The organism is Erwinia sp. MYb375, from assembly GCF_037479175.1.
GTDB lineage: Bacteria > Pseudomonadota > Gammaproteobacteria > Enterobacterales > Enterobacteriaceae > Erwinia > Erwinia rhapontici.
Window position 1 is genome coordinate 1,843,385 of sequence record NZ_JBBGZS010000023.1, and the last position, 15,197, is coordinate 1,858,581.

13 protein-coding genes are annotated in these 15,197 nt (G+C 53.4%); 1 reads left to right on the forward strand and 12 read right to left on the reverse strand.

The features are described from left to right. The first annotated feature begins 165 nt into the window (after positions 1-165). Positions 166-1,551 carry an exodeoxyribonuclease VII large subunit gene (gene xseA, locus WH279_RS21280; RefSeq protein ID WP_339458505.1) on the forward strand — a complete coding sequence of 462 codons (1,386 nt, stop codon included), beginning with the start codon at positions 166-168 and terminating at the stop codon, positions 1,549-1,551. A gap of 59 nt (positions 1,552-1,610) precedes the next feature. Here xseA and WH279_RS21285 read toward each other — a convergent pair whose 3' ends face one another. The 12 genes from WH279_RS21285 to ndk form a co-directional block, all read right to left on the reverse strand. Then, positions 1,611-2,144, reverse strand: a complete 534-nt coding sequence (locus WH279_RS21285) for a hypothetical protein (protein ID WP_339458508.1) — start codon at positions 2,142-2,144, stop codon at positions 1,611-1,613. 219 nt (positions 2,145-2,363) lie between these two features. After that, positions 2,364-4,790 (reverse strand): glucose/quinate/shikimate family membrane-bound PQQ-dependent dehydrogenase, encoded by a 2,427-nt coding sequence (locus WH279_RS21290; RefSeq protein WP_200643620.1) that lies wholly within the window; start codon positions 4,788-4,790, stop codon positions 2,364-2,366. Between the two features lie 261 nt (positions 4,791-5,051). Next, entirely contained in the window at positions 5,052-5,270 is a 219-nt protein-coding gene (locus WH279_RS21295; protein WP_227534937.1) for a zinc ribbon domain-containing protein, read from the reverse strand. 65 nt (positions 5,271-5,335) lie between these two features. Then, a complete protein-coding gene (der, locus tag WH279_RS21300; RefSeq protein WP_339458511.1) occupies positions 5,336-6,835 on the reverse strand; it encodes a ribosome biogenesis GTPase Der in 1,500 nt (499 codons plus the stop codon). Positions 6,836-7,054: 219 nt separating this feature from the next. After that, positions 7,055-8,236, reverse strand: a complete 1,182-nt coding sequence (gene bamB / locus WH279_RS21305; protein ID WP_200643622.1) for an outer membrane protein assembly factor BamB — start codon at positions 8,234-8,236, stop codon at positions 7,055-7,057. A gap of 44 nt (positions 8,237-8,280) precedes the next feature. Continuing rightward, positions 8,281-8,901 carry a YfgM family protein gene (locus WH279_RS21310; protein WP_200643623.1) on the reverse strand — a complete coding sequence of 207 codons (621 nt, stop codon included), beginning with the start codon at positions 8,899-8,901 and terminating at the stop codon, positions 8,281-8,283. Positions 8,902-8,938: 37 nt separating this feature from the next. Continuing rightward, a complete protein-coding gene (hisS, locus tag WH279_RS21315) occupies positions 8,939-10,216 on the reverse strand; it encodes a histidine--tRNA ligase (protein ID WP_133845868.1) in 1,278 nt (425 codons plus the stop codon). Between the two features lie 64 nt (positions 10,217-10,280). After that, positions 10,281-11,402, reverse strand: coding sequence for a flavodoxin-dependent (E)-4-hydroxy-3-methylbut-2-enyl-diphosphate synthase (gene ispG, locus WH279_RS21320; RefSeq protein WP_133845867.1), 1,122 nt, complete (start codon positions 11,400-11,402; stop codon positions 10,281-10,283). 40 nt (positions 11,403-11,442) lie between these two features. Next, positions 11,443-12,426 (reverse strand): cytoskeleton protein RodZ, encoded by a 984-nt coding sequence (gene rodZ / locus WH279_RS21325; RefSeq protein WP_339458515.1) that lies wholly within the window; start codon positions 12,424-12,426, stop codon positions 11,443-11,445. After that, positions 12,416-13,147 (reverse strand): type IV pilus biogenesis/stability protein PilW, encoded by a 732-nt coding sequence (gene pilW, locus WH279_RS21330; protein ID WP_339458517.1) that lies wholly within the window; start codon positions 13,145-13,147, stop codon positions 12,416-12,418. The genes rodZ and pilW overlap by 11 nt, the downstream gene beginning before the upstream one ends. Positions 13,148-13,234: 87 nt before the next feature. Beyond that, positions 13,235-14,404 (reverse strand): bifunctional tRNA (adenosine(37)-C2)-methyltransferase TrmG/ribosomal RNA large subunit methyltransferase RlmN, encoded by a 1,170-nt coding sequence (locus tag WH279_RS21335; protein ID WP_133845864.1) that lies wholly within the window; start codon positions 14,402-14,404, stop codon positions 13,235-13,237. A 169-nt stretch (positions 14,405-14,573) separates the two neighbouring features. Further along, positions 14,574-15,005, reverse strand: coding sequence for a nucleoside-diphosphate kinase (gene ndk, locus WH279_RS21340; protein WP_062744669.1), 432 nt, complete (start codon positions 15,003-15,005; stop codon positions 14,574-14,576). Positions 15,006-15,197: the final 192 nt, after the last annotated feature.

Here is a 15,197-nt window from a genome sequence, read left to right on the forward strand (position 1 = left end):
TATCTCAACCTCAGGGTGAATGAGAACTTGTAAAATATTGCCGCGGCATTATACAGGGCGTAATCGATTGCCTCCAGCATTATTTACGAAAAACTCTTGATCCCCTGAGTGAGCCATGTAGTATCGGTTAATTAACCCTCTGATTTAAAGTTTGATCTTCATCACATGTCGCTACCTCCAACCGCCAATATTTTTACCGTCAGCCGTCTCAATACGACAGTGCGCAAGCTACTGGAGATGGAAATGGGCCAGGTCTGGTTGAGCGCGGAGATCTCAAATTTCTCCCAGCCCTCTTCCGGTCACTGGTACTTCACATTGAAGGATGATGGCGCCCAGGTTCGCTGTGCAATGTTCCGTAACAGCAACCGCCGTGTCACCTTCCGTCCGCAAAATGGCCAGCAGGTTTTGGTACGTGCCACCATTACGCTGTATGAGCCGCGCGGCGACTACCAGTTGATTGCCGAAAGTATGCAACCCGCCGGAGATGGCCTGTTGCAGCAACAGTTCGAGCAACTGAAGCAGCGGCTGATGTCAGAAGGACTGTTTGAGCAGAGCCATAAACAGGCACTGCCGGACCCGGCACGCCAGGTTGGGGTGATCACCTCAGCCAGCGGTGCCGCGCTACACGACGTGCTACGCGTGCTACAGCGACGCGACCCGTCGCTGCCCGTGGTTATCTACCCGACCCAGGTACAGGGCGCAGAAGCGCCCTCAGGCATCGTACGGGCCATTGAGCTGGCCAATGCGCGCAATGAATGCGATGTATTGATTGTGGGACGCGGCGGCGGCTCGCTGGAAGATCTCTGGAGTTTTAACGATGAACGTGTGGCGCGGGCAATTTATGCCAGCCGCATTCCGATTGTCAGTGCCGTCGGGCATGAAACCGATGTGACCATCGCCGACTTCGTTGCCGACCTGCGCGCCCCCACGCCTTCTGCTGCCGCGGAGCTGGTCAGTCGTAATCAGATTGAACTGCTGCGCCAGCTCCAGTCACAGCAGCAGCGGCTGGAAATGGCGATGGATTATTACCTTGCGCAGCAGCAGCGGACTTTCACCCGCATACAACATCGTCTGCAACAACAGCATCCGCAGCTGCGTCTGGCGCGCCAGCAAACGGCACTGATGAAGCTACAGCGCCGTCTGGATGATGCCATGCAGCTCAGGCTTCGCCAGGCGGTACGCCAGCAGGAGCGCGTGGAGCAGCGTCTGAGTGCCATTCGCCCGGAAATGCGCGTCCAGCGCGCCGGGCAGCAGCTCCAGCAGTGGCATTACCGCCTGCAACAGGCCATGCAGCAGCAGCTCAATGCCAATAAACAGCGCTTCGGCAATCTGGCGGCCCAGTTGGAAGGTGTCAGCCCGCTGGCCACGCTGGCACGAGGCTTCAGCGTGACCACAGCGGCAGACGGCCAGGTCGTGAAAAAGACGCAACAGCTACATCCTGGCGACATGCTGAAAACCCGCCTGGATGACGGTTGGGTGGAGAGTGAAGTCACCGCCATTACGCCGGTGAAAAAACCGCGTAAACGCAGCGAGTCTTTGTCACGCAAATGAGTCTGGCGGCCGTTGAGGCCGTCTGACTCTTTTCTGCGGCGAATGTCTGTTGCGGCTCGTTATTCAGAAATCAGCTGTTCGATGTCCGCTAATACCTGTTGTTGATCCATTGGCTGCCGTTCATGGATGCCCATGTCAAAAGCTTGCAGACTTGCCTCCAGTTTTTGCAGTAAGACTTCATCATCCCGCACACAAAAAATATAGGCATTTTCAAATGGCAGCAGAGTGATTAACCTTAATGCGTGCGGCTTTAAATAAAAATTAATATGCTCGAGCCACGGCACGAAATAGGCTATCTCATAAGGATCAATACTGGCTGTTGACCAATCGATTTTCTCGATAGCTGAAAAAATAAAGTCCGCATGCTCTTCAGGCATCGATAAATCAGACAGCGCTTTTAATGCGGGAATATCACCGGTGTATTCTTTCCATTCCTCATAGACCATGAGGTTTTGCGCGCTAAGGTGCTTATACAACCACGCTAAGAGCGTAAACTGCTCATCATTTAGTGGTTTTTCGCTCTGTAGTGGCGCGGCATCCAATGCTGGAATGCACTGTTTCAGCGTTATTATCAGGTTTTCTATCTTTTCCATTAATTTCTCATTTTATTCATTATCAGAGGGGATAAACGTGATGACTCATTATAACAGCGCGCTGACTGCCTCCCTGACTCAAAAGAGCCGATAATTGCATGATTTTATCCCCTCATCCAGGACGGATAGTGTTAACGCCACAAAGTGACCGACAAAAAAAGCCCCTTCATCGCTGAAGGGGCTTTTTTGACATCAGGTTAGCGAGTGAGTCGCTGCGCCTTATTTGTCCAGTGCGTAAGCGATCACATAGTCACCACGATCGGGGGACTGACGCGCACCGCCCGCAGAGATGATGATGTACTGCTTACCGGTTTTCGGTGATTTGTAGCTCATCGGGCCGCCCTGGCTACCCACTGGCAGACGGGCTTTCCACACTTCTTTACCGGTTGAGGTATCGAATGCACGCAGGTAGTAATCCTGAGTTCCTGCGATAAACACCAGGCCGCCCTGTGTTGCCAGCGTACCGCCCAGTGTCGGCATGCCTACCGGCATCGGTGCGTGCATTTTAACGCCTAACGGACCGGTATCCTGCACGGTGCCAACCGGAACCTGCCATACCACTTTCTGTGTTTTCAGGTCGATAGCGGAAAGCGTACCAAACGGTGGCTTCTGGCAAGGGATGCCCATAGGTGACATAAAGCGGTTTTTGTTCACGGCATACGGCGTGCCTTTCAGCGGAACGGCACCCATACCGGTGTTAACCGCTTCACCGCCATCGCTGGCTTTCGCATCGGCTTTTACCGGCACCATCTGCACCCACAGGCCCAGACGCATGTCATTGGCGAAGATGTAATGGTTATTCGGATCGGTCGACAGGCTGCCCCAGTTCATGCCACCCAGCGATCCCGGGAAGCTCAGAGAGAGGTCAGTACCCGGTACGGTGTAAAGGCCATCGTAACGCATGGATTTGAAACCAATACGGCAAGCCAGCTGATCAAATGGCGTCGCGCCCCACATGTCAGACTCTTTCAGCGTACCCGCACCAATCTCCGGCATACCTACGGATTTCGGCTGCGTTGGGGTGTACTGCTCATTCGGGATGTTACCTGGTTTAACCGGCACTTCCTTCACTTCCGTCAGAGGTTGACCTGTCAGACGGTCCAGCACAAAGATCTGGCCCGCTTTCGTACCGAACACCACCGCTGGCTTCGTGCTGCCATCTTTCTGTGGGAAGTCGATCAGGCTTGGCTGCATCGGAATATCGAAGTCCCACAGATCGTTATGCACGGTCTGATAAACCCACTTCTCTTTACCGGTGGTCGCATCCAGTGCCAGAATCGAAGCACCGTATTTATGATCCAGCGCGTTACGGTTCGCCCCCCACAGGTCTACAGAAGAGCTGCCCATCGGCAGGAACACGGTATTCATGCCCGCGTCGTAGGACATCGGTGCCCAGGAGTTCGGCGTGCTGCGAACGAAGGTTTTACCCTCTTCCAGTTTCGCATTGGGATCCTGGTTGCCCGGGTCAAAGGCCCAACGCATTTCACCGGTGATCACATCAAAGCCGCGCAGTACGCCGCCAGGCATATCAGTCTGCACGTTATCCGCTACGCGGCCACCGACGACAACGGTCGTACCGGCCAGCGTTGGCGCTGAGGTTAACTGATATTTCGGATCGCTGGCATCGCCAAGGCCGGCTTTCAGGTCAACAAAACCTTTGTCACCGAAGTTCTGGCACATTTCACCATTGTCCGCGTTGATCGCGACCAGACGCGCATCGATGGTGTTCATCAGAATGCGGCGCTGACAGGTATCGCCCGCAGCCAGCGTCACAGGTGTGACTGGCGTTGAATCAGGAACGGTAGGCTGTTCCAGCGGTTTGCTGACATCGAAATAGGCCAGGCCACGGCAGCGGTTCCAGACCTGAGACTGTGCGTTAATCTCGGTTTTCCAGAGCTGCTTACCGGTATCAGCATCCAGAGCAATCACGTTGTTATGCGGAGTACAGAGGAATACGCGATCACCAACCTGCAATGGCGTTTGCTGATCTTCAGCACCGCTGCCGGTCGGACTTTCCGGGATATCACCGGTGTGGTAGGTCCAGACAGGTTTCAGATCTTTCACGTTATCGCGGGTGATCTGGTCCAGAGCCACAAAGCGGCTACCGCCTGCGGTGTTACCGTAGTTATCCCAGTTTTTCTGCTCCGTTGACTTATCAACGGGCACCAGCGGCAGCTCCTGACCATTTGCGACGGTCGGATGCGGCTGGAACATGCCATAAAGGGTTGCCAGCAGGCCAACCACGGTCACCACGCCAAGGCCATAAGCCCCTTTCGCGCAGGCAGGTTTGCCTTCATGTTTGCGCAGAGACGGCCAGGTGATCAACGCCAGCAGCAGCATACCTGCCAGGAACATCAGGCGGGAAACCAGCGGCCAGAAGTCGATACCGGCATCCAGCACTGCCCAGATAGCGGAACCAATAAACACCAGGGCAAAAATCACCACTGCGGAAGCCCGGCGACGGAAGAACTGGATGGCGGACAGCACGGTGACAATACCGGCAATCACGAAATACCAGCTCCCACCGAGTGAAACTAATTTTCCCCCACCAATGACAAAGTAAAGGCCTGTTGCCAGTAAAATTAATCCCAGCAAGAAACACCACAGGCCCAGCCATTTAGATGACCCGGCATTTATTTGAGGCATAGCAGAAATACTCCTGGAGAAAATAAGGCAGCTTTTTATGAATACCTTATTTTTATTAACATGTTACACGGAAGCGATCCCGTCCTGCTTTTACCGCTGATGCTCTGAACTCACGGCTGGCGTGGCTGAGCACCCGTAGCAAGCGGCAGGATTGTACCACCAGGTTCATAATCTAATAAACAGAAAATTAACAACCCGTCTATCTTCGATAACTATAGACGGGAAATCGCACAAAATGATTATCGTGATTATGTCCAGGGTTTATGGATTATCAACGGGGAGTAATAGCAGGCGTTTTTTGGATATCAAGCCGTGCCCATGTTCACAGAAGTAGTCCACTGCGCCACAGGCTTTCAGGATAGTCAGAGGAAGATGGCAATCAGGGCAACAGGCATCGAAATGACGCTCACAGTGCGGGCAGAAAACACCGTTATCAGTGGTCGTGAGGGATTGCTGGCAATGCGGGCAAAGTCTGTCCATCGGGTTTCTCCATCGTCTTTGCTTTTCAGCATAAAACAAAGGGGGCCATCAGGCCCCCTTGTGGATCAACGTTTGTTCTTTTTCAGATGGCTCATCAAGCGCTGGCGCTTACGCTGCTGGTTTGGCGTCAGCAGATTACGTTTGCCTTCATAAGGGTTCTCACCCTCTTTGAACTGAATACGGATTGGCGTACCCATGATTTCCAGTGAACGACGGAAGTAGTTCATCAGATAACGTTTGTAGGAGTCCGGCAGGTCTTTCACCTGGTTTCCGTGGATGACCACAATCGGTGGGTTATATCCCCCGGCGTGGGCATATTTCAGCTTCACGCGGCGGCTACGCACCAGCGGCGGCTGATGGTCATCGGCAGCCATGTTCATAATACGCGTCAACATAGAGGTGTTAACACGACGTGTTGAACAGTCGTAAGCTTCGGTCACCGATTCAAACAGGTTACCCACACCACTGCCGTGCAGAGCAGAGATAAAGTGAATACGGGCGAAGTCGATAAAGCCCAGACGGTAGTCCAGTTGCTCTTTCACTTCATCACGGATTTCCTGTGACAGGCCATCCCACTTGTTGACCACAATCACCAGTGAGCGCCCACTATTGAGGATAAAGCCCAGCAGTGAGAGGTCCTGATCGGAAATACCTTCGTGCGCATCAATGACCAGCAGAACAACGTTGGCATCTTCAATCGCTTTCAGGGTTTTGATCACCGAGAACTTTTCAACGGTTTCAGTGATTTTTCCGCGCTTACGCACCCCGGCCGTATCGATCAGGACATATTCACGCCCGTCACGCTCCATCGGGATATAAATACTGTCACGCGTGGTACCCGGCATGTCGTAAACCACCACGCGCTCTTCACCGAGAATACGGTTAGTGAGCGTTGACTTACCTACGTTCGGACGACCGACAATCGCCAGCTTGATCGGCAGATCCAGCGGGTTGAAATCATCTTCTTCGTCTTCCGGCATTTCGCCGTTGGCTTTGGCTTCTTTTGCCGCAAACTCCGCCCAGTAGGCTTCGTTTTCTTCTTCTTCCGTCAGCTCACGTTCTGGCGCCACAACATCCATCCATGGCAGCAATACCAGTTCCAGCAGGCTGGTCACACCACGCCCGTGGGAGGCGGCAATGGGATGGATCTCGCCCAGGCCGAGTGACCAGAAATCGACCACGGCAGAGTCGGCATCCAGGCCATCGGTTTTGTTGGCGACGATAAAGGTTGGCTTATCGCGCGAACGCAGGTGCTTGGCAATAGCGGTGTCAGCAGGCATCAGCCCGGCACGCGCATCGACCATAAACAGCACAACATCGGCTTCTTCAATCGCCAACAGCGACTGTTCCGCCATGCGTGTTTCCACGCCCTCTTCGTTGCTGTCGATACCACCGGTATCGATACAAATAAACTCACGCCCTTCTATTTCGGCGCGACCATATTTGCGATCTCGAGTCAGCCCTGGAAAATCCGCCACCAGCGCATCTCGTGTACGCGTTAAACGGTTAAACAGGGTGGATTTTCCCACATTGGGACGCCCGACAAGCGCGACCACAGGTACCATAGTGAAGCCTCATAACTAAAAAATAAGCGCCTGGCTGCGATATTATTCGCTGTTCCGGCAGATAAACTGCCGCTGTACTCAGGCCGATGGCGCCTAGAATAACACGCCTTGGATAAAACAAAACGGCCCCTGAACAATCAGGAGCCGCTTACCCTTCAACTTTCAGCCCGCTGCGGTCGCGGCAGGCTGAATTCTGTGGGGCACAGACTTGCTGAGGAATTAACGCGTAATCGCGTAAACCTCACCGTCTTTAGACTGAATAAGCAGCTTGTCGCTGGCAACAACCGGTTCGGTCTGGAAGCCAGAGCTGTCCAGTTTCTGTTGAGCAACAAAACGGCCATCGTCAGTATTGATCCAGTGCAGATAACCTTCGCTGTCACCGACGACCAGGTAGCCATTATACAGAACAGGTGATGTCAGGTTACGGTGCAGCAGATCGCTCTGGCGCCACAGGGTGACCCCGCCATCGGTATTCAGTGCAATCACGCGGTCATCCTGGTCTACCAGGAAGATGCGGCCACCATCAACGATCATGTCGTGAACGGAACCGATTTCGCGTTTCCACAGAATCTGGCCTGAACGCAGGTCCAGCGCGGTCAGATTGCCGTTGTAGGCTAAGGCATATACAACACCGTTGACGATCACCGGCGTCGTGTCGACATCGGCCAGGCGATCGATTTCCGTCGCGCCACTTGGCTGGGAGATACGCTGCTGCCAGATAATCTGGCCCTGGTTCATAATCACCGCGCTGACCCGGCCATTATCACCACCAACAATGGCAGCACCAAAGGCTGTTGCAGGTGCCGATTCACCGCGCAGGCTCAGGGCTGGTACGTCGAGGTTGACGGTCCACTTGATGTTACCGCTGGTCTGATCCAGACCTTGCAGCATGCCGTTGCTGGTATGAACCAGTACCAGACCATCGCTGACAACCGGACGGGACAACACTTCACCGGCCGCTTTAGTCTGCCAGGCGATGGAGCCATCGCTGGTGTTCAGCGCATAAACCTGACCACGCTCACTCCCGACATAGACATGACCTGCATCAACGGTCAGACCACCGGACAGCAGCGCGGGAATGTTGCTGGATAACCAGCCGGTTTTTTCTGCCAGGTCGACTTTCCACTGTTCTTTGCCATCGCCTGAGTTCAGCGCTTTGACCACACCGTGGCGGTCAGCGGCATAGACGGTATTCTCAGACCAGGCCGGGTGCAGGTTGGAGTAGAAATCACCCACGCCATTGCCCACTGAGGTGCTCCAGACTTTTTCTGGTTCGAACTGATTCTGTACTGTCGGCAACGGTGACATTTTAACAACGTCTTCTTCACCGCTGAACCATGAACATCCGCTGAGCAAGGTGACTGACATCAGTCCCGGCAGAAGTAACTTACGCAATTCCATGAAATCCCTCTTGTGCCTGTAAGGCCAAATGTACAAGGAGCTATTTAGCCCGGCAGATTATTCACTTTCATTTGCAGCATCTCTTTCAGCGTCGAAGACGCATCAGAAGCGATTCCTTTGCTCCACGCATCGCGTGCGCCTTTGACATCGCCTTTGCTGAGTAACGCTTCACCGCGTACATCAGCCACGATGGCTGCCCAGCCGTCACCTTTAACGCTTTCCAGTGTTTTCAACACGGCGTCAGGTTGCTTCTGCTGTAACTGGATGCGTGCAAGGCGCAGGTTCAGCACCGCCTGCAGGTTAGCATCTTTGGTGCTCTTCAGGCCGCTCTGCAACTGGTCTACCGCTTTATCCAACTGATTGTTGTCAATATAGCGTTTTGCCAAATCCAGAGAAGCCAGTGCACCGTAGGTATTGCTGTTTTCGCTGGCAAATTTTGCTACTGCGTCAAGCGAAGCGGGTTTCGTGGCGTCCAGCGCCGATGTCACCTGCTGATAAGACGCGGACACTTCACGCGATCCGCTGTCCTGATGATTACTCCAGTAACGCCAGCCCAGTAATGCGCCGACGCCCAGAACAACGCCAACCACTAACGCTTTGCCATTCTGAGCAAAGAAGTTCTTCAGCGCATCTACCTGTTCGTTCTCGTTGCTATACACTTCCACGCAATCCTACTCCTTTAAATCGTGCCGCCGCAGAGGCTTAACGCTGTAACATCGATGCCAGCGTAGCTGCCGCAGCACTTTGTGCCAGCGTTTGTTGCTCGCCGTTACGCAAATCTTTAATCACCAGTTGGCCATTGGCCACTTCATCTTCACCGAGTACCAGTGCAATGCGGGCACCCCACTTGTCTGCACGGGCAAACTGCTTCTTGAAGTTACCGCCACCAAAGTTAGTCATTAGCTTCAGTTCCGGCAGCGCGTCACGCAGCTGTTCTGCCAGCAGCATCGCTGCGCTCTGTACGCCCTGACCCGAAGCGATAACATAGACATCAACAATGCGCGTCGGTTCAAATTCTGGATTAACCGCCTGCACCAGCAGGACCAGACGTTCCAGCCCCATCGCAAAACCGACTGCCGGGGTTGCGCGCCCGCCCAACTGTTCGACCAGGCCATCATAACGTCCACCTGCACACACAGTGCCTTGTGAACCGAGGCTGCTGGTCACCCATTCAAACACCGTACGGTTGTAATAGTCGAGGCCACGCACCAGACGCTGGTTGACGGTATAAGCAATACCAGCTGCATCGAGCAGGCTGCACAGCCCGGCGAAATGCTCGCGGGACTCGTCATCCAAATAATCACCAAGCGTTGGTGCATCATTCAGCAGTGCCTGAACATCCGGGTTTTTGCTATCCAGCACGCGCAGCGGGTTAGTATACATACGGCGTTTGCAGTCTTCATCCAGCACATCAATATGCTGTTCGAGGAAGGCCACCAGCGCATCACGGTAATTGGCACGGGCTTCCAGTGAACCAATGGAGTTCAGCTCCAGGCTGACATGCTCAGAGATACCCAGCGCTTTCCACCAGCGGGCCGTCATCATGATCAGTTCCGCATCGATGTCCGGGCCTTGCAGACCAAACACTTCAGCACCAATCTGATGGAACTGACGATAACGCCCTTTTTGTGGACGCTCATAGCGGAACATCGGACCGATATACCACAGACGCTGTTCCTGATTGTACAGCAGACCGTGTTCAATGCCCGCGCGTACACAACCCGCGGTACCTTCAGGACGCAGCGTCAGGCTTTCACCGTTGCGGTCATCAAAGGTGTACATCTCTTTTTCAACCACATCGGTCACTTCACCGATAGCGCGTTTGAATAACGGGGTCTGCTCTACAATCGGCAGGCGAATTTCGCTGAATCCATAGCTGCCCAGCACCTGCTTGAGGATCTGTTCGATACGCTGCCATACCACGGTATCAGCAGGTAAATAGTCGTTCATGCCGCGAATGGCCTGGATATTCTTCGCCACTAGTTTTCTCTCATCAATTTGATTCAGCAAGGGGCGACCCAAATAAAAGGCCGCCCCTTGCAGTTTATTTTTCGACCTGCTGGACATCAATCCGGCGCGATGCGTCCAGTATGGTGGCTTTCGCACGAATGCGGGCTTCCAACTGATCGATCATATTGTCGTTATCCAGACGCTCGCGCAGACGCACGCCATCTTCGTAGAAACCGCTTTTCTTGCTGCCGCCAGTGACGCCCATCGTTGAAACGGTGGCTTCACCCGGGCCGTTAACCACACATCCGATAATCGAAATATCCATCGGTGTGATGATATCTTCCAGCCGCTCTTCTAACGCATTTACCGTGCCGATCACGTCAAATTCCTGACGTGAACAGGTTGGACAGGCGATAAAGTTGATACCGCGCGCGCGAATACGCAGCGACTTAAGGATATCAAAGCCGACTTTCACTTCTTCAATCGGGTCTGCCGCCAGCGAGATACGCAATGTATCGCCGATGCCTTCTGACAAGAGCAGCCCCAGGCCAATGGCCGATTTGACGGCCCCCGCACGTGCACCACCCGCTTCGGTGATGCCCAAATGCAGCGGCTGGTCGATCTGCTTCGCCAGCAGTCGATAAGACTCAACGGCAAGGAACACGTCGGAGGCTTTCACACTGACTTTGAACATATCAAAGTTGAGACGATCGAGGATGTCCACATGACGCATCGCGGATTCCAGCAGCGCTTGCGGCGTGGGCTCTCCGTACTTTTCCTGCAAATCTTTTTCCAGCGACCCGCCGTTAACGCCAATGCGGATGGGAATGTTGTAATGACGCGCGCAATCCACCACAGAGCGAATACGCTCTTCATTACCAATGTTGCCAGGGTTGATGCGCAGACAGTCCACGCCATATTCGGCAACTTTAAGGGCAATACGGTAGTCAAAATGGATATCAGCGACCAGCGGGACATTCACCTGCTGTTTGATCAGACGGAAAGCTTCTGCGGCATCCATCGTTGGCACGGATACACGCACGATATCGACACCAACGCGCTCCAGAGCTTTGATCTGAGCGACCGTAGCGGCAACGTCGGTAGTGCGGGTATTAGTCATGGACTGGACGGCAATAGGTGCACCGTCACCCACGGGCACCTTGCCGACGTAAATGCGCTTTGATTTGCGACGGGTAATGGGTGCTTCGTTATGCATATTCTTTCTCCACAATCACTCGCGACCAGAGGAAGATGCGTTATTGCGCACCGATAGTCAGGCGAGCAACCTGGTTAGTACGGATGAAACGACTCAGATCGACAGGTTTACCCTGATATTCGATCTGCACTGCGGCCGGCGCACCAATCTTCAAACGATAGGGGGCGGTGCCGGCAAGGCTGAGTTTACCACCACTACGCTGAATACCGCTGAACAGTTTCTTACCTGCTGCATCGGTCACTTCCAGCCAGCAATCGCTGGAAAAATTCATCACTACGGCGTTTGGGTCAACAGCAGGCTGGCTAACGCCGGCGCTGCTGGTAGGCAGTTGCCCACTGACACCGGCCTCAGCCGGTGCCTGACTTGGTGAAACCACAGCAGGCTGAGAATTATCAGCCTGAGCATTTGCCGCAGGTACCTGCGCCGTGGCAGCTGGAGTGCTGCCCGTGTTCGCAGAATCTGCTGCTGGTGTGGTATCCAGTGGAATGGCCGTTTGCCCACTGCTATCAGTGGCGCTGTTGGCATTACTGTCGGTCAAAGGGATCGACTGGCTGTTATCCCCTTCGGACGACGCGTTTTGATCGGCCATTGAAACCAGATCGTCCTGAGCGGCTTTGTGATTCTGCCACCACCAGGCTCCCGTCAATCCCACCACCACAAATAACACCAGCCAGGTGAAAATCATCAACCAGCCGTCGCGTTTTTTGCGGCGTTTACCGAGGGAAAAACTTTGCATCGGTTCAACTTTCGCGGCTCTGACCGGGGCCTGCTTGGCCATCATCGGTAGCAGCTCTTCTTCCGGCACGCGAACCAAACGCGCGTAAGAACGGATATAGCCACGCAAAAAGGTCGATGCCAGGTCGGCAGGCGACTTGTCCTCTTCAATATCACGAACAGTGGAAAGTTTCAGGCAGAGGCGTTCAGCAACATTCTGCTGAGTCAGGCCCATAAGTTCACGGGCACCACGCAGGCGCTCGCCTGTTGAATTTACGTTAGGTTTGTCTTGAGTGGCTTCAGTATTCATTAGCTAAGAAATGCTGGTACTGTATCGATTGTGGAAAAATTCGCGCAAGTTGAGCTCCATAATAATGAACTTCATCGGGCTGATTGACCTGCGCGGCGAAGCGAATCTCTAACCACAGGCTTTCTGCCGAAACAGGAAAGTTGTGTTGATAAACATCTAACAGGAGGCGTGAATCTTCACGACTCCCCTTTCCAAATCGCCTTTCGGCTTCTGCCAGCATTAGCATTCCTTTGGTCGGATCGATTTTCACCGCATCCTTCAGCGCTTCTCGCGCTTTTTCATGCTGGCCGGCATTTAAAAAACAATAGCCGGAATTTTCAACACTGTCGGCACGGAGCCCATTTGATGAATCATCCATTGCCCTGCTGAACAGCCGTTGTGCCGCATCATACTGCCCTAATCCGCAGAGAAACGCACCGTAATTATTAAGCACATAGCTGTTTTGCGCTGCTAATTTCAGGGCGCGACGATAATGTTGCTGCGCCATGCTGTTATTGCCTGTCTGCTGCTGATAGCGAGCCATCGCCAGTTGGGTACGGTAATCGCCTGGTGCAAGGGCGATTGCACGCTGCAAATTCCGGTGTGCGGCATCGTGGTTACCGCGCGCCAGCCAGGCCATTCCCAACTGAATCCGTGTTTCAACCAGTGCATCTGGCTGTGGCGAAGCCTGACACCCCGCCAGCAATATTATCAGCACAAAGGCGATTATCCCTGCCCGCATCCCTGTCTCTCCCTGTCTTTATCAGCCACTTATCGTACGCCAATATTGCCAGGTTCAACACGGAATGAGGCAGGAAAACACCGGGTTTCAGATCGCCTTCACAGAGATGGCTTCTCCAGCCAATTTCTTTTTCAGCGTGCGCTTAGTACGGTCAATAACGTCACCTGCCAACTGACCGCACGCGGCATCAATATCATCACCACGGGTTTTACGCACAATAGTAGTAAAACCGTAATCCATCAACACTTTAGAGAAGCGATCGATGCGACTGTTCGAACTGCGACCATAAGGTGCTGCCGGGAAGGGGTTCCACGGGATCAGGTTAATTTTGCACGGCGTATCTTTCAACAACGCGGCCAGTTCATGGGCGTTATCGGTGCTGTCATTGATGTGATCGAGCATCACGTACTCGATGGTCACGCGCCCCTGATTAGCATTAGACTTGCCGATATAACGGCTGACTGACGCCAGGAACGTCGCAATATTGTACTTTTTGTTGATCGGCACAATTTCGTCACGAATTGTGTCATTCGGTGCATGGAGCGAGATCGCCAGCGCCACATCGATCATATCGCCCAGCTTATCCAGCGCGGGAACCACACCCGACGTGGACAGCGTTACGCGGCGTTTTGACAGGCCAAAGCCAAAATCATCCAGCATGATTTCCATTGCCGGAACCACATTGGTCAGGTTGAGCAATGGCTCCCCCATTCCCATCATCACCACGTTGGTGATCGGGCGCTGGCCGGTGACTTTGGCTGCACCGATGATTTTGGCCGCACGCCATACCTGGCCAATAATTTCGGATACACGCAGGTTACGATTAAAGCCCTGCTGAGCCGTTGAACAGAATTTGCATTCCAGCGCACAGCCCACCTGGGAAGAGACACACAGCGTGGCGCGATCTTTTTCTGGAATGTAGACGGTTTCTACCTGCTGCCCACCCACCTGAATAGCCCATTTGATGGTGCCATCGGCTGAGCGTTGTTCTTCCGCCACTTCTGGTGCGCGTATTTCAGCGACCTCTTTCAGTCGGTTACGGAAAACCTTGTTGATGTCGGTCATCTCGTCGAAATCATCACAGCAGTAGTGATAGATCCATTTCATCACCTGGTCGGCGCGAAACGGCTTTTCACCCATGCTGGCAAAAAACTCACGCATCTGCTGGCGATTCAGATCGAGCAGGTTGATTTTGTCTTTTTTAGGGATGGCAATTGCAGGAGATTCGGACGACGGCGTCACAATAAGTTCTGACATAATATTCTCTGGCCTCGTTGTTACACGTTATGGCTCTGGGTTTGGAGTTAATAAAATAGAAGCGCCCCTGAACAGAACGTCAGGGGCGCATTATTGTACTCATGACTTCGTAAGGGTTAAAGCAGCAAACACACTTTTTTTGTAAACCCTTTTCTGTCAGGCAGCCGAATTAACGGGTGCGTGGGCAGATTTCGCCTTCGCCGAAGAAGTAAGCGATTTCACGGGCAGCAGATTCAGCAGAATCAGAACCGTGAGTCGCGTTCTCAGTGAAGCTGTCTGCGTAGTCAGCACGCAGCGTACCCGCCAGTGCGTTCGCCGGGTTAGTTGCCCCCATCAGGTCACGGTGACGCTGGACGGCATTTTCGCCTTCCAGTACGGAAACCACAACCGGACCAGAGGTCATGAATTCAACCAGGCCATCAAAGAAAGGTTTACCCTGGTGTTCAGCGTAGAAACCTTCAGCCTGCTCTTTGCTCAGGTGCAGCATTTTGCTGCCAACGATTTTGAAGCCAGCGCTTTCAAAACGGTTGAAGATGGCACCGATAACATTCTTTGCCACAGCGTTTGGTTTTACGATGGAAAATGTACGCTCAATAGTCATTGTTGACCCCTGTATTATCTTTCGAGTTTAGCCGCGAAAACGGTTCCCGGCCGGGAAAATGGCCGCAGATTATAGGGGGCATCGCGAGAGATGCCTATCGGAGATTCAATAATTTAATGAAAAATCCGATCCTCATCGCGACATTTTTCCCCACCTGCGGCTATTTTACGCAGCCCGTGGATTGATGACCAG